The organism is Pseudomonas batumici, from assembly GCF_000820515.1.
In the GTDB taxonomy this organism is placed as follows: domain Bacteria; phylum Pseudomonadota; class Gammaproteobacteria; order Pseudomonadales; family Pseudomonadaceae; genus Aquipseudomonas; species Aquipseudomonas batumici.
The window spans coordinates 62,544-78,114 of the sequence record NZ_JXDG01000010.1 but is presented as its reverse complement, the minus strand read 5'-3'; the positions used below and the strand labels follow the sequence as shown (position 1 = coordinate 78,114).

Annotated in this window: 8 protein-coding genes; 1 reads left to right on the top strand and 7 read right to left on the bottom strand. The window is 64.8% G+C overall.

Features of this window, described 5'->3' with window-relative positions; all coding sequences use genetic code 11:
- Positions 1–10 precede the first annotated feature (10 nt).
- Both UCMB321_RS05165 and UCMB321_RS05160 read right to left on the bottom strand, forming a co-directional pair.
- Complete coding sequence (locus UCMB321_RS05165) at positions 11–6,346, bottom strand: leucine-rich repeat domain-containing protein (RefSeq protein ID WP_040064380.1); 6,336 nt, start codon at positions 6,344–6,346, stop codon at positions 11–13.
- 89 nt (positions 6,347–6,435) lie between these two features.
- A complete protein-coding gene (locus tag UCMB321_RS05160) occupies positions 6,436–7,344 on the bottom strand; it encodes a DMT family transporter (RefSeq protein ID WP_040064379.1) in 909 nt (302 codons plus the stop codon).
- A 139-nt stretch (positions 7,345–7,483) separates the two neighbouring features.
- On the opposite strand from UCMB321_RS05160, the gene UCMB321_RS05155 reads away from it, so the two are divergent.
- Positions 7,484–8,359, top strand: a complete 876-nt coding sequence (locus UCMB321_RS05155) for a helix-turn-helix domain-containing protein (protein ID WP_040064376.1) — start codon at positions 7,484–7,486, stop codon at positions 8,357–8,359.
- 263 nt (positions 8,360–8,622) lie between these two features.
- Here UCMB321_RS05155 and dacB read toward each other — a convergent pair whose 3' ends face one another.
- From dacB to UCMB321_RS05130, 5 genes are all read right to left on the bottom strand, one after another.
- Positions 8,623–10,146, bottom strand: a complete 1,524-nt coding sequence (dacB, locus tag UCMB321_RS05150; RefSeq protein ID WP_040064375.1) for a D-alanyl-D-alanine carboxypeptidase/D-alanyl-D-alanine endopeptidase — start codon at positions 10,144–10,146, stop codon at positions 8,623–8,625.
- Between the two features lie 177 nt (positions 10,147–10,323).
- Positions 10,324–11,376, bottom strand: a complete 1,053-nt coding sequence (locus UCMB321_RS05145; protein WP_040064373.1) for a YncE family protein — start codon at positions 11,374–11,376, stop codon at positions 10,324–10,326.
- Positions 11,376–13,826: a TonB-dependent siderophore receptor gene (locus tag UCMB321_RS05140; protein ID WP_040064372.1), complete on the bottom strand. Its 2,451-nt coding sequence runs from the start codon at positions 13,824–13,826 to the stop codon at positions 11,376–11,378. The genes UCMB321_RS05145 and UCMB321_RS05140 overlap by 1 nt, the downstream gene beginning before the upstream one ends.
- Positions 13,827–13,941: 115 nt before the next feature.
- On the bottom strand, positions 13,942–14,931 hold the full coding sequence (locus UCMB321_RS05135) for a FecR family protein (RefSeq protein ID WP_040064371.1): 990 nt from the start codon (positions 14,929–14,931) through the stop codon (positions 13,942–13,944).
- Entirely contained in the window at positions 14,928–15,518 is a 591-nt protein-coding gene (locus UCMB321_RS05130) for an RNA polymerase sigma factor (RefSeq protein WP_040064369.1), read from the bottom strand. The genes UCMB321_RS05135 and UCMB321_RS05130 overlap by 4 nt, the downstream gene beginning before the upstream one ends.
- Between the last annotated feature and the right edge of the window lie 53 nt (positions 15,519–15,571).

Here is a 15,571-nt window from a genome sequence, read left to right as displayed (position 1 = left end):
CGGGGCCTGGCTAATCCTGCCTGGCCTCGATGTTGACCTGAAAGAGCCTGGGCAATGCCTGGCGCGTGAGCGTACGCAACCAACTGTCACGCCGCCTCAGGTATTCGCCCTGCAACGCTTCGCCACGGCTCTTGTAGTCCTGCGTCGTCTCGCCTTCCAAAGGTTCATAATCGAAGAACTCGCCAAACAGCTGGTCGTGCTCGCTGATATGGCGGTTCTTCATGAACGTCTGCCAATGACGGTTGCCCATCAATATGTTATCCAGCCCTTGCGCCGCTTCGACGTGCAGGACGCGCTGGCGCATGGACTCGACCGCCCCCAGCTCAGTGACCGTCGGCGCCATGTCGTCAAGAAATAGCGGAGGCAGGTGAAGATCGCCGAGTTGCAAGGCGTACGCCCGAAAGCGTCCCTCCGGATCCTCGACGTTCTGTCTGTTCACCTCATTGAGCAAGGTGAAAAAGCGCGACTCCCCCCGAGCCAGAACGAAGATCCTCAGCTCCGTCTCACTCACCTCGGTCTGGCCGCGCGCGAACGCATAAAACGCCTCCAGCTCCAGTTGCCGGAAAATCTCGAAGGCAGACGAGTCCCCCAGCCGACCGTAGTGGACGATATCGAATAGCCGGTTGCGCAACTCCGGATCCCGTGCCGCCAAGGAGAGGACGTACTCCAGATGCCCGATCAGGTCTTCGCGAATCGTATCCTTGCTCTCCAGGTACAGTTCGGGAAGCTTTGCCAGCTCGCTGAAAAAACCCAGGAACTCCTCCCCCGAAGCAGCGGACAAACGCTTCCAGGCACCCGAAAGCGCCTCCTCGCGGCTGGCGGAACGGCCCCATAACCACAGATCGAGCCCCTTCAGTTCAGGCACATCAAAACCGAAGCGGGCATTGGGATGACTCAGTTTGAAATATTGAAGGCGTCGCCGCGTATCGCCTGAAAGCGGGTTGTTGCTCAGCGCAACCGATACCGGTTCAACGTGCTCGGCCCTGGCACCCGCGAACCCTCTGAAGACTCGCCACGAAATGTTCCGGATGCGGTTACCGCTCAAGTCGGCAAAGGTCAGTTGGCGCAGCTGCTCGATCCCGCCAGGCAAGGTTTCTATCCGGGTATTCCTGAGATCCAGTCTTCTCAGCAAATGCAGTTCGGCGAGAGCCGGTGGATGCCCCAGCGGATTGTCACTCAGGTCCAGATGAACCAGTTCGCTCATGCCGGCCAGGCGCTGATGACCGCCCACGGGAAAGACAATGCGGTTATCCGCCAGCTTCAGCCGGCGCAGCTCACGCACCGGGCCTTCCAATACAGGCAGGTCGGACAGGCGGTTGTGGGACATATCCAGTTCCTGCAACGACACGAACTGACGCAGGAACTGGTCGAGAAACACCGGCGCCTCGACCCTCATACTGCGCATCGACAAGCGTGTGACATGGGAAAAGTCGGCAATTCTGGGAAACAACGGAAAGCGACTGACCTGCAGGCGGTCCAGGTTCAGCAGGTAACCGTTTTCTCCATTGACCTGCGCGGGGGCTCGCAAGGTTTCCCGGCGCCAACACTGCTTGATGCGTTTGGCGAACTGATACAAATGCGCCCGTGATTCAGCGTTATACCTCGTCTGGCGCCACCGTCTGAGATCGCCCCTCAGCGCCTCCAACTCCCGGACGCGTTGACGGATCACCCCATCACGACTGGCGAAATCCTCGCCCAGAAGCGCCAGCTGTCGAGACGCTTCGGCATAGGAATAGCCCGAATACAGGCCTCTGAAACGCTTCAATTGCCGATTGTGCCGCCCTTCACCGCCGCTCAGCTCATAGCCGACCCGACCATCGGCAAGACGCTGGGGCGGCACGAAGCCGGGGATCTCGGGGCGCATGCCCAGCAAACGTTTCGCCCGTCCACGGTCGCCGACCGCCACACCGGCCAGGTCTCGCCGCAATTGGCTGGCCAACCCGCCGGGGACCAGCGCCCCGCGCGCAGGCTCCGGTAACGCGGCGACTATCGAGGGAATCAGGTGGCGACTCACCGGGCGCAGGCCACTGCCCTGGCCGGCGGCAGGCGCATAGCCCTCGGCGGACTTGACGATCACTGCCCGCCGAGGCGCGTCAGCCCTGCCCAGACTGTCGAGTAACACCCCCGTAGCCGAGGTCTGGCGTATCTCGATGCGCAGGTCGGCCGGCCATCCCGGCAAATATTCGAGCAGATGCAAGGCCAGCCGGTCGTTGTCCCCATTGATCAGGCTGTCGACCTGAAAACCCTCCAGCGCCCGCCCGAGCCGGACATCCTGAATCCACCAGCGTGCCTCCTGCCCCAGCGCCAGGGGCAGCTTGCCGCTGTCCATCTGGCGGATCTGCTCGTCATCGGCCTGCTCGACGATCTCCCGCGCCACCCGCTCCGGCAGGCCGGGAAAAAGCCGGCGAATCAGCGCGGTCGACGGATCGCTGTCGGGCTCCCGGGCGCGGTCAAGCGCATTGCCCAGCAGGACCTTGAGTGCCTGGGCGTCCTCCCGGAGTGCGTTGCTCAACGCCTGCACACGGCTCACCTCATCCTCTTCGCGCTCACCGAAGAGCTCAAGGCGTTCCTGGTCGTTCAACTGTTCGAGCGCCCGGCTCAGCACCAGGTCGAGCTTGCCGGTGGTGCCCAGCCGATCGAGGCTGTCGCCGACCCGCAGATGACTGTCCACCCGCTGCAGCGTATCCATCAGCAGACCCGGCGCCCGCGAATGGGTCACATGAACCTGGCGCAACTGGTTCTCGCTGACATCACAGATCGCCATCAGTTGCCGCGCCAGCTCATCGGTTTGCAACGCCGCCCGAGAGCCCAGACGCCGAAACAGCTTCAGCCCTTCCCATTCCAGCGGCTGCTCCTGCTCATGCCACCAGGCACCGGCGCCGTTGTGCTCCAGCTCAAGCCGGTAAGCCCCGGGCAAGCGCGGATGCTCGATGCCCCATTCGTCGAAGACGGGATGCTGGTCGACCTCGAACAGCGCGTCATCCAGGGGCAACCAGGCCTTGTCCTGCCAGCGATACAGACCCAGTGGATCAGGTTCCAACTCGGCAGGCAGGTCGAAGGGTTGCCGGTAGGCGTCCGCCGAATCGTTCCAGGGCCGTATATCACCGTCATCGGTGCGCCGGTCGGTCAAGGCGTCCCCCGCGTCGCGACGCAATAACCCGACATTGTCCGCCGTCACATCGTTGATCCCCAGCCGGATCTGATCGCTACGGTTCAACGCGCTGTTGAACGCCTTGTAGAAGCTGTCATCGCCCGCCAGGACCGGGCGTTCAGATTGGCTGAGCGTATCGAAGACCGCATAGCGTCCCTGCCCGTGGTGGCGCAGCACGACCCGCTTGCCCGCCGGGTCCACGGCGAGCGGCGTCACGGCTTGCCCCGGCGTAACCTCGGTAACCTCCAGGGTCATCCCCAGTTTCTGCCATAGCAGCGCCGCCATGCCTTCACGCGCCCAGGCATCCGTCGACACGTTCCAGGCCCGGCGGTTATAGATGCCATCGAGCGACTGTTCCAGGTTCAGGCCCCTGGCCGCTTGCGCGAGCGCATGACGAGCGCCCTTGGGCAACAGGCCCGAGGTCAGGAACCCGGCACGTTCGGCGCTCGACAATGACTGGCCGCGCCACCATTCGGCAACGCGCGCGGGGGACAGGTCCGGATGCAGGGTCAGGGTCTTGTCGAACAGCGCCGGGCGCGGCGAACTCGCCACCGGGAGAAACTTGCGCACACCGGGCTGCAACTCCGGGCCCTCGGACTTCAGCCGCCCCGGATAGCGGCTCAGGGCTTCGAACAGCTGGGTCCTCTCACGAGTCACCCGATCCACCACCCGCCGCCTGAGGATCACCACCCGGCTCGAAAACGCCTGGCTGGGCGCCATGGGACGGCTCAACGCCGAATCGCTCGGCAATAGCCCGAGAACCAAGCCCACCGGCCCCAGATCGTGATCGGCGATCGCTGCGGGCGCACGGTCATCCACATACCCGCCATCCGCCAGACGGCGTATCGAAACACGCTGGCCATGTTCGGCCAAGGTGTCCTTTTTCCCGTAGGCCTCCAGCAGCACGCCCTCCTGGTCATGAATACTCAGGGCCAGATCGTCCGGCCAATCCGGCAATTGCGTCAGCGCCGAGAACAGCGCCCGGTCGCCTTCCTCGGGCAACGGCAGCCGCGACACCAGCGGTGCGCTCAAGGCCTGCAGGGCGCGGTCGGTGTTATGCCGCTTGACGCTGTCGACCAGCGCGGCCGGCGCCGGCTCGCCCGTCCAGACCTGCTGGAGGGTCTGTGAGGAGGTCCCGCTGATCCGGCTCAAGCGGGTGAGCTCGCGATTCGTCAAAGGTCCACCGGGCAACAGGCGCTCGCCCAGTTGGCTCATGCTCGGCGGCTCGACCTTGTCCAGCGCCAGTTGCCAACGCCGCAGGTCCGGGTCGAAGTTCACCGCCGGGCGGTACACGTTAGGGTCCGGATGCATCAGGGTGTGTTGCCTGGAGACCGGGTCGTAGGCCAGCTCGAACGCCTGCCGTTCGCCATCGACCAGCAGCTCGCCGTATGACTTGCCCCCCCGTTCGATCACCCCTGATGCCCGGACCGATTCGCCATGCAGCAGGCCGATTTTCACGCTGACATAACGGTCCAGCCGGGAGGCCCAGAGGGTATGGTCGCCTGCCACCTGGATCCGGTGCACGGCGCCCAGGCAACGCCGCAGTTCCTGGTGACGGCGTATCGACCATTTCACCGCGTGGCGATGAAGGCCCGCGCTGATCAACAGATTGCCGATATCGACGACCGACTGGGCCAGTTGCTCCGGATGCCCTTTCGCCGCTTCCGTCAGTCCCTGGACGAAGTTGTAGCCCAGGGTCCCGAACAAGGCGATCTGCACGACCCGGCCCATGCCGCGCAACCCTCCCGGAACCGGCAACAGCAACAGGCCCAGCACTTCATCCAGGACCGCGCTGGCGCCCTCGATGAACGCGCGCCAATCCTGCACCGAGCGTTCGACCGCCAGTTCGTTGAGGTTCTGCCGGTCACGTTGCAGGTAGTAGTCGCTCAACGCCTGCGCGGGCGTACTCGTCAGCTCCTGGTAATTCCACTGGAGTGCTTCGAGCACCGGCGCCGGAAAAGCCCAATGGAAAGCATCGTAGAGCCCACTGGTCACTGCGTTCAGCCCTTGCGGTCGGGGATGCTCGGTGACGATATCGCGCACCACGGCCTGCTGCTTGATACTCAATGGCGCCAGGAACCAATTGAGGCGCTTTTGCGCATTGTCGTCCTTGAGCTGCTGCTTGAACTCGGCCTCGAACGTTGGCTCATCGCGGTGATAACGCAACGCCCCGCCCAGGCGGTTGGGGTAGTAGCTGAAAATGCCGTCGAAGCGCTCGAGTGCGAAGGTGAACAACGGCAGCTCGAGAAAACTGGAGATCACGTCGCTCTCGCCGAACAGCGCCTTGCCCAGTTGATAGGAGAGGTTGACCTTTTTCAGGATGACAACGACTTCATTGTCCGGGAGCCGGATCGAGACGGCCTTCACCGTCACGGTGTGCGGCGCGCCCCATAAGGCATGACGCAGGACAATGAAGGGCGCGTTGGTGACCCCGGTGGACGCGCCATTGCGATAAGCCTCGTAGGGATTGAACAGTATCTCGGCCTGGGCCATCTGCTCCAGACGCTGGCCCAGTACGCCGCCGTCGCCCAGCGCGTTGTCCACACGCGCCTTGAGATCGCGGCCCAGATCCAGATCGCGGGCGATTTTCACGAAGTCGTGGATCGGCATCATGCTGACCTGGCTGATTTCATCGGGCGGGAATCCCCGTTGATACCCGGGGCCGGGGCGCTCGTCGATCCAACTGGCACGCACCCGGTCGGAGCTGAACAGGTCGCCGAAGCCGAAGTTGAGGCAGGCCGCCTGCCAGAGCGACAGACTGTAGACATGGGCCAGCGGTGCCTCGGGATCGTAGGCCCGCTTGTTGCGTCGGCCGGCTTGCCAACCGCTGTCCTTGAGCTCCATGTGCAGGGTGTGAATGTAGGTCTTGCCGGGATCCAGGTCGCGCCCGGTGCTTTCGCGCAAGGCTTCGCGAAGGCGCTTGAGCCCGTCCTGCTCGAAGGCGCTGCCGATCTTGCGATTCTCGGCTTCGACGGCCCGGGTCATTTCGCCGAGGTAGCGAAACGTGCTGGCATAGGTCAGCCGCTCGACCTCGTTCAGCGGCGCCATCGCCGCCGTGGAAACGGACAACAGATGATTGCCGATGTCCTCGAGTCGCCAACTCTCCCGCGAGTGCACGAAGCGTTGCTGCTCATCGATGAGCGATTGGGTTTCAAGCTCGACGCCGGGGTCGGAAAGGGGGTGGGTGTCGTCCATGGTTACTCTTTTCATGGCTGGAAAAAGCCCAGCCTAGCCCTCCCGCCCCGGGCAACGGTTCTAACTAAATACGACAGGTGTCGTGTCACTCAAGACGATGCCACCCTGGCGGACATCGGCCGCAATGGCGTCCCGGGCTTGCGGAACACCAGCACGTTGCCCAGCATCACCGACACCAGGCCAAGCAGGGCCGGCGCGCTCCAGTGATAGCCTTCGGCATAGGCCGAGACATTCAGCGCCACCAGCGGAAACAGCACCGTGCAATAGGCGGCACGCTCCGGCCCCATGCGCCCGACCAGGGTCAGGTAGGCGGTGAAGCCGATCACCGACCCCGGAATCACCAGGTACAGCAGCGAGCCGATGTAGCGGGTGTTCCATTCCATCTCGAACGGGATGCCCTGGAACAGGCAGTAGGTCGCCAGCATCGTCGCCCCGTAGAGCATGCCCCAGGCGTTGGTGGTCAACGGCTTGAGCCCGGCCTTCTGTTGCAGGCTGGAGAGCAGGTTGCCGGCCGAGAAGCACATCGTGCCGAGCAGCGCCAATCCCAGGCCCAACACGGTGTGCGGGCCGGCGGTGTGCCCGGACAGTTCAGGCCAGAACAACAGGCCCAGCCCGAGCAAACCGAGGGCGCCGCCCATCAACACATTGCGGGCAATCTTCTGCTTGAAGAACACCCGGGCGTTCAGGGCGTTCCACAAGGTCGCGGTGGAAAACACCACCGCCACCAGGCCGCTGGGCACCCACTGGCTGGCGGTGAGGAAACACATGAAATTCAGACAGAACAGGCACAGCCCCTGGGCCAGGCAGATCAGGTGGCCGCGCCGGCCCATCGGTTGCAGGCGGCGGCTGAGCAGCAGCATGACGAACAGCACCAACGCCGCCAGGCCGAAGCGATAGACGATGGACACCGGGATCGCCACCACGCCCAGTTGCAGTTTCAGGGCGATCCAGGTGGTGCCCCAGATCAACACGGTAAGCAGGTATAGAAACAGGTTCATGAGGCGCGGACTCCCGAAGACAGGCTTCAGTGTCGATGGCCGCTCGGTCTGGCGCTTGCAAAAACTTGCGCTTTTGTCGGCGTCCGGGCTGCCAGGGCGGTGTCGACGGAGTAGGATGCAAGGCGTTGGAGAACAGACCATGCCCGCACTGGATACCCTGCAAGTCTTTCAGGCCCTGAACCGCTCGCCCAATTCGCGCCTGGAACACAGCGCCGATCTCGGCGACGGCCTGGCGGCGGCCCTGTGGAGCAACCATCACGACGCCCAGGACTACGAGGCGCCCAGCCATCACACCCTGTCCTGCTATATCGCCGGCGGCACCGGGACCTTTCGCCGCGATCGCCCCGACACCAAGGGCGGTCCGGACAAGCTCTGCATCCTGCCCGCCGAACACCAGTCCGGCTGGGTGATCAACGGCAGTATCCGCCTGGCGCATCTGTATTTCAGCCCGGAACAGTTCGCTCTCGGCTGCGTGACGCTGCTGGACCGTGAACCGCGCGAACTGCAATTGCAGGAGCACACCTTTCTTGACGACCCGCAGCAGGCCCGGCGCTTTCGCCAACTGATCGGCCTGAACTGGGACGAGCCGGGGGAACGCCTGCTCAGCAGCAGCCTGGCCCACGAACTGCTCGGCCATGCGTTGCTCAATCAGGTGGGATTGCGCCAGGGCTTGCGCTTGAAAGGGGGGCTGGCGGCGCACCAGCGGCGCCTGTTGGTGGAGTACATCGACGGTCGGTTGGACCAGCCCTTGAGCCTGGGCGAATTGGCCGGGTTATGCGCGCTGTCCGAATATCACTTTGCGCGGATGTTCCGCCAGAGCTTCGGCCTGCCGCCCCATCAGTATGTGCTGGCACGGCGGCTGGAGCGGGCACGGGTGCTGTTGCGCAGCAGCGTGCAACCCCTCGGGGAAGTTGCCCTGGCCTGCGGTTTTGCCAGTGCCAGCCATTTCACCAACCGCTTTCGCCAGGTGTTGGGAGGAACGCCTGGCGAATACCGGCAGGCCTTCGAACACTAAGGCCGAACACGATCCCTGTAGGAGCCGGCTTGCCGGCGATGGCGGCCAAACGGGCAGCGCAAGGCTCAAGGGCCTCATCGCTGGCAAGCCAGCTCCTACAGGGGTCGTGGCAACACGATGTTTTGCGGTGATACGCAGATTTATTGTGGGAGCCGGCTTGCCGGCGATGGCGGCCGGAAGGTCGATGCAAGGCTCACTGGCCTCATCGCCAGCAAGCCGGCTCCCACAAATCAAGCAATCCTGCTCACCATCAGGGGTGACCCTCAGTCGGTCTTGTTGGCCAGGGCCGTCACCACCCGGTCCTCCACCGCTTTGACCTGCCGCCCCGACACCAGGTAGTTGTTGGTCACCATGGCGAACACCAGCGGCCGCCCGCTGAGGCTGGTGACATACCCGGCCAGCGCCGACACACCGCCCATGCTGCCGGTCTTGGCATGCAGGTTGTTGGCCGCCATCGTCCCACGCAGGCGTTTGCGCAAGGTGCCGCCGATCATCCGCTCGGGATTGCCAGCGACCGGCAGCGCCTCATACCAGGACTGGAACCAGGGCCGCGTGCGCACCGCCAGCAGCATGTCGCTGAGGGTCCGGGCCGACACCTGGTTACGCCGCGACAAGCCGGAACCGTCGAACTGCAGCAACTCGACCGGCGACACCCCATGCCCCTGCAGGAATCCGTTCACCGCCGCCACGCCCGCCGCCGCCGTGCCCGCCCCGGTGGTCTTGCGGCCCATGGACTTGAGCAGGATTTCCGCCATGTTGTTGTTCGACAGCTTGAGCAGCGGCGGCATCAGCTCCGCAAGGACCGGGGACTGGTGCTCCACCAGCGGCTGGGCCGAGGCCGGCGTGGCGACGCCCAGCAGGCTGCCGCCTTCAACCGCGATACCCTGCTGGGTCAGGGCGGTCCTGAACAGGTCGGCCACCAGTCCGGTTGGCTCCCAGACACTGACCTGGGCAATGCGCTCCGCGCCCTTGGGCAGCGCGCCGTCGATGCGCAACAGGTTGCCGCCATGGCCCCGACTGACCACCAGCGGGCCGCCGCGACCGGTCTTGGCGCGGTTGACTACGTTCATGTAGTGGTTGGCCGGCGTGAAGCTGACCCGCACCGGTTGGCGGGGGCCGGCGGAGCGCACGTTCACCAGGATCGAGCCGACATCGAGGTCCGCGTTCGGCGACACGCTCAGCGCGGAAATCTGTGCCGAATAAAACTTCTGTTCATCGCTGCTGGACCAATCGGCCCCCAGCCGCTCGTGGTCGAAGGCCGTGTCATCGAAGATCAGCCGTCCGCGGATCCGTGTGATGCCCTTGCGGGCCAGCCCGGCCGCCAGGGCCTGGTAGTCTTCCAGGCGCAGGCTCGGATCCCCCGTGCCGCGCAGGTAGAGATCGCCCGTCAGCACCCCGCCTTGTTGCACACCGGTGCTCAGCAGGGTCGTGGAAAACCGATAGTCGGCACCGAGGATTTCCATCGCCGCAGCGGTGGTCACCAGCTTGAGGCTGGAGGCCGGAATCAGTCGGCTTTGCGGATTGAATTCACACACCAGCTTGCCGGTGTTCGCGTCGCGCACCACCAGCGAAGTCATCGCGCCGTCCAGTGCCGGGCTGCTCAGTACGCTGTCGAGCCCTGCGCAAAACGCCGAGCGCGGCAGCGGCAGCGGCAACTGCGCTGCTTGCAGGACCACCACCTTGGCCGGCTGCTCGGGAGGCCGCGGCGCCTTGCTCGAGCAGGCCGCCAGCAACACGCACAATGCCAGTGCCACGCCCTTGCCCATGAAACCCTGTACCGAATTCATCTTCCGCCTCGAACTCAACCAATAAACACACAATAGCCGCTGCCAACGGCAGCGGCTCATCACTCAGGAGTCACATAAGAACAAGGTACTTAGCGAGTCAACAGGGGGAATTATGCGGTAACACTGTCCCTGGAATCCATGCGCGGCGATCCGTTTTCCAGGGACACGGTCTGTGGCTCAAGGCGTCAGCGTAGTGACGGAAAAACTGTCGGCATGAAACAGCGGATCGGCCTTGGGTTCGCCCTTGGCGGTGGCCGGTTGGGTGAAGTCCATGGCCGGCAGGTAGACCTTGCCGCTCGCCGGATCGAACGCCATGTTGTAGGCCATCGGCAAGGTGCTGATGCTGCCCAGCACCGAGTAATGATCGACGTCCGTCTGCGTGACCAGCGTCAGGTTGGCGTCCACCCCGCTGGGGATGACCAGCCGGCGCCGCGTCGCATCCCAGGCCAGGGCATTGACATCCCGGGTGATCGGCAGGCTGGCCTTGACCGCGCCGCTTTCCAGGTCGGCGACGATCAGCCGTGGCTGCTCGCCCCGGCAGGCGACGAACAACCGCTGTCCCTGCTCATCCCGGGCCAGGGCGCTGGGCTTGGGGCAACCGTCGAAACTCCAGCTGTCGAGCACTTCGAAGGTGCTGGCCGAGAACCGCGCCACCTTGCCCTCGTCACGCATCGGCAGGAAGAAACTGCCGTCGCCCTTGACCAGCAACGGGTCGATCTTCTTCACTTCCAGCTCATGGGCGGCGGTGATCTTTTCCTGTTGCGGGTCGAAGACAAACAACGTCGAACGATCCGCCCGCCGTCCGCTGACGACGATCACCTGCCCCGTGCGCGGCTCATACACCGCGCTGTTGAGGTTGCTCTGGGCCACGGCAATGCGTTTGAGCAGCTTGAGGCTCGACAGCTCGACGACGCCGAGGCTGCCGTCGGTGTTGAGCACGAACACCCGATTGCGTTCGGGCACGAACACCACGGCATTGGCGCCCGCCGAGTGATCGAGGGTTTTCACCAGGCGCTGTTTCGCCACGTCGAACACGCTCAGGCCGTTTTCCCGACGCGCGAGAAACAGATAAGGCCGTGTCGGGTCCAGGGCGGCGAAGCCCCAGCTGTCGCCGGAGCCGGGCAACGTGACCTGATGCTCGCGATGGTACAGGCGCCCGTCCCCGGGTGCCGCCGCCAGCGCGGCGGCACTCAGGGTCAGGGCGAACAGGACTGCACTGAATCTTTTCATCAGAACTCCAGGGTGCTGGACACCGACACCTGACGGGCATCGCCCATGGACACGAACAGCTGGCTGACCGCCGAGCTGTAGTAGACCTTGTTGAACAGGTTCTTCACGTTGAGCTGGAACTTGACCTTCTGCCCCTCCACCCGGGTGTCGTAGGTGGCGAAGGCATCGGCCACGGTGTAGCCCGGCAGTTGGAAGGTGTTGGCCGCATCTCCGGCGCGCTCGCCGACGTAACGCGCCCCGGCGCCGGCCCGCAGCTTGTCGCCGCCGCCCATGATCGAGCCGAAGTCGTAGACCGCCGACAGGGAGCCGGCGTTCTTCGCCACGTTTTGCAGGCGGTTGCCCTGGTAATTGGCGTCCTGGGTGACCTGGGCGTCGGTGTAGGCGTAGCTGCCGATCAGGCTCCAGCGGTCGCTCAGCTGGCCGCTGGCATCCACTTCCAAACCGCGCGAGCGCACCTGGCCGGCCACGCTGTACTGGGTGGTCAGGCCATCGGCGACGGCCACCAACACGTTACGCTTGTGGATATCGAACAGCGCCGCCGTGGCGGTGATGCGCCCTGGAATATCCAGCTTGGTCCCGATTTCCCAGGCCTTGGACTGTTCCGGCTCGATCGAGCCGTCCAGTACCAGGCGGGTCGTGCTGGTCACCGCCAACGGGGCGATGGTGGAGTTGGGCTTGAAGGATTCGGTGTAGCTGCCATAGAACGACAGCTCGTCGGTGTAGCGGTACACCAGGCCGGCGCGCGGCACGAACTTCTCGCCGTTGCTGTTGGTGTTGACCTGGAAGGGCCGGCCCTTGCCCGCGTACTGGTCGTACATCTGGTAACGCCCGCCGGCGACGAGGATCCACTGGTCGTTGAGGTGGATCGAGTCCTGGACGAACACCGAGTCGCTGCGCAGCAGGTCGGTCTGGTCGCTGTCCTTGGCGCTGACGGTGGATCCCGGCACTTCGCGGTCGTAGACCGGGTTCAGGTAGCTGAAGGTGGTCAGCGGGTTCTGGCGGATCAGGTCGGCGCGGTAGATCTTGCGATATTCGTCGTCGACACCGAACACCAGGTCATGCTGCATGCCGGCCACATCGACCTTGCCGTCGAGGCTGGCGGTGGTGAAGCGGTCGCTGGTCAGCGCGCCTTTGGTGCCGTCCATGCTGCGCACCAGAGTGCCCTTGGCCGGGTTGACCGAGACCACCCGGACCTGGCTGGCATCGTAGGTTTCGCGGTTCCAGCTGTAGCCGAAGTGGGCCTTCCAGTTGTCGTTCAGGTCGTGGTCGGCTTCGAAATGGACCAGGTCCGAACGCCCTTCCATGTTGTTGAATGGCTCGTCGAGCCGGCGATCCTTGGGAATGGCCAGCGGGTGGTTGGTCCGGGGATCGATGGCCGTGCCACGGTCGAACGGGGTCAGGAACTCGCGGTGCTCGTAGGACAGCAGCAGCTGGGTGCTGTCGCCGAACCAGGCCAGGGACGGGGCGATCAGGGTTTCGCGGTGGGCACCGAAGTCGCGCCAGTAATCTTCGTCTTCGCGGTCGAGCACCATGCGGTAGGCCAGTCCGGAATCGCCGAGGGCGCCGGTGCTGTCGAGGCTGCCGCCGCTGCCATTCTTGCCGGAGCCGTAGGTCGAGCCGCGCAGGGTCACGGCGTTGTACTGCTCCAACTGGGGTTTCTTGCTGACCAGGTTGACCACCCCGCCCGGGTCCTGGATGCCGTACAGCAAGGAGGCCGGGCCCTTGAGCACCTCGACCCGCTCGGTGGTGGCGTTCAGCGCCCGGCCCTGCACCACCGGCATGCCGTCCTGCATGATCGAACCGTTGCGGTTGTCGCCGAAGCCGCGAATCATCACCGCGTCCTGGGTGCTGCCAAGGGTGTTGGCCTGGGTGATGCCGCTGATGTTGTTCAGGGCGTCGTCCAGGTTGCGCGGCGTCTGGTCACGCAGGACCTGGGCCGAGACCACGTTGATGGTCTGCGGGATTTCCTGCAGCGTCGCGCTGGAACGGGCCACCGAGGTGACCTGCGGCGGCTGGTAGCTGGCGGCGGCGGCCTGCTGGTCGGCGTTGATGGTGGTGGCACCGAGATTCAGCGCACCCTGGGTCGCCAAGGGTTCGAGGGCCAGGGTGTGATCGTCGGTACGACGGAAGGTGAGCCCGGAATTGCCCAGCAGCCGCTGCATGGCCTGCTCGGCGCTCATCTGCCCGTTGACCGCCGGTGCCTGATGGCCGTAGGCGGCTTCGTCGGTGTAGACCACGCTCAGGCCGGTGACCCGGCTGAAGTCGTTCAGGGCCTGGGGCAGCGGCTTGGCGGCGATGGCGAAGGTGAACCGGGCGCTGTGCTGCGCCACGGACTCGGCCGCCAGGGCCACGCCCAGGGGCAGCAAGGCCAACCCCGAAACCGCCAGCGCCGATGCGCCGAACCACCGCTTGACCGAATTGCCTGCCGCCGATTTTGCCCTGGACTTCATGTATGCGTGACCCGTGTGTAGAGAACCTTTAATGCGAATGAATCGCACTTTCAACCACTACACGAATGGGCTCCAGGTTTACCTCACATGCTTTTTGAAAATATTTTCTGCAGGGTCAGCGCAGCACGATGACCCGCCCCAACAGGCTGTGCTGTTCGAACCCCAGCACCCCTTGCAGCGAATCGAGTACCGCCCGTGGGTCCTTGTTTGGAAAACTGCCGCTGATCCGCCGCGCCGCCAGGCTGTCGTTGAGCACCAGGATCCGCCCCGGGTAATACCGGCCGAGGTCCTGCACCACCTCGGCCAGGGTGACTTTCGAATAGTTCAGCCAACCCTGCCGCCAGGCCAACAGCTGGTCGCTGTCCACCGGCTGCGGCGGCGGCGCCGAACCCTCGGCATAAGCCACTTGCTGGTTGGCGGCGAGAATCTGTTGCGGTGCGCCCGGGCTCGCCCGCACCCCGACCCGCCCGGACAACACCGTCACCCGCGCGCCCCCCGGTTGCAGGCGCACTTCGAATTGCGTGCCGAGCACCCGCGCCTCGCCGTCTTCGGCGTCCACCACAAAGGGTGCGCCGGTATGGGTGACCTGGAAAAACGCCGAACCGCGCCGTAACCGCACATGCCGTTCGCCAGCGCTGAAATCCACCGAGATCGCACTGTCGGTGTCCAGGGTGACTGCGGATTGATCGGCCAGGGTCACCGTACGCACCTGCCCCGGCAGCGAAACATAGTCCGCACCGAGGTCGTCGAGCCAACGCCGCGGCTCGAAGCCCAGGCCGATGGACACCGCCAGCAGCAGGCAGGCCGCCATCGCCAGGCCCGCCGACCAGCGCCAGCGTGTCGCGGGCTTGGGCCGATCCATGGCTTCGAGCAGACCTTGCAAGACGTCCGCCTCCTCCCGGGCCAGGCTGCTCGCCGGCCCCTCGCTCAATGCCCAGAGCACCTGGGCCTGGGCGTAGGCCTCGACATGGGCCGGGTCGGCTTGCAGCCAGAGACTGAACCGCGCCTGGTCGCCACGGCTCGGCTGATCGTGCAAGCGGCAAAGCCAGGCCAGCGCGGCCTGTTCCTGGGTGGGCGTCACGGCAACACGGGGAGAATGGGTCACGATGCTTTCCTTGGCAGACGTGTGGGTGAAGACGCTCCATGGCTGCCCGAAGGCTCCCGAAGACTGGCCTTGCAGGCTTCGAGGGCCCGCATCATGTGTTTTTCCACGGCGCTTTGCGAGAGTCCCATGGCCTTGGCGATCTCGACGTACTTGCGGCCATGGATACGGTTGAGCAGGAAAATCTGGCGGGTGCGTTCCGGCAGGCTGCGCAGCGCCGCCTCGACGTGGCGCAGGTCGTTACCGGCCTCCAGGGCGACCTCGGGTTCGAAGCTCTGGTTACCCTGCTGCTCGGGCAGCCAGCCTTCATTGACCCGCACGCGGGCTCCTTCGCTGCGCAAATGGTCGATGGCAATGTTGCCGGCGCAGCGCAGCAGGTAGGTGCTCAGTTCTTCCACCTGCACCAGCGGCCGTCGCCAGAAGCGCAGGAACAGGTCCTGGACCAGGTCCGCCGCCGTCGCCCGACAACCGACCCGGCGGCTGACCAGCGCCTCCATTTGCGAGCGTTGAGACAGGAACACTTGCAGGAAGTGCGCACGGTCGCTGCCCTCGACCTCGGGATTCTCGGGGGGGCGCATGGCCAGGTTCATCGCAACACTCCCAGCAACAGCCCGCCGTCGATCAGCGGCCAGTCAGCGTGAAA

Bases quoted from the DNA above. Each gene is read 5' to 3' on its own strand.
- UCMB321_RS05165 (WP_040064380.1), bottom strand. From the start codon at position 6,346: ATGGACGACACCCACCCCCTTTCCGACCCCGGCGTCGAGCTTGAAACC.
- UCMB321_RS05160 (WP_040064379.1), bottom strand. From the start codon at position 7,344: ATGAACCTGTTTCTATACCTGCTTACCGTGTTGATCTGGGGCACCACC.
- UCMB321_RS05155 (WP_040064376.1), top strand. From the start codon at position 7,484: ATGCCCGCACTGGATACCCTGCAAGTCTTTCAGGCCCTGAACCGCTCG.
- dacB (WP_040064375.1), bottom strand. From the start codon at position 10,146: ATGAATTCGGTACAGGGTTTCATGGGCAAGGGCGTGGCACTGGCATTG.
- UCMB321_RS05145 (WP_040064373.1), bottom strand. From the start codon at position 11,376: ATGAAAAGATTCAGTGCAGTCCTGTTCGCCCTGACCCTGAGTGCCGCC.
- UCMB321_RS05140 (WP_040064372.1), bottom strand. From the start codon at position 13,826: ATGAAGTCCAGGGCAAAATCGGCGGCAGGCAATTCGGTCAAGCGGTGG.
- UCMB321_RS05130 (WP_040064369.1), bottom strand. From the start codon at position 15,518: ATGAACCTGGCCATGCGCCCCCCCGAGAATCCCGAGGTCGAGGGCAGC.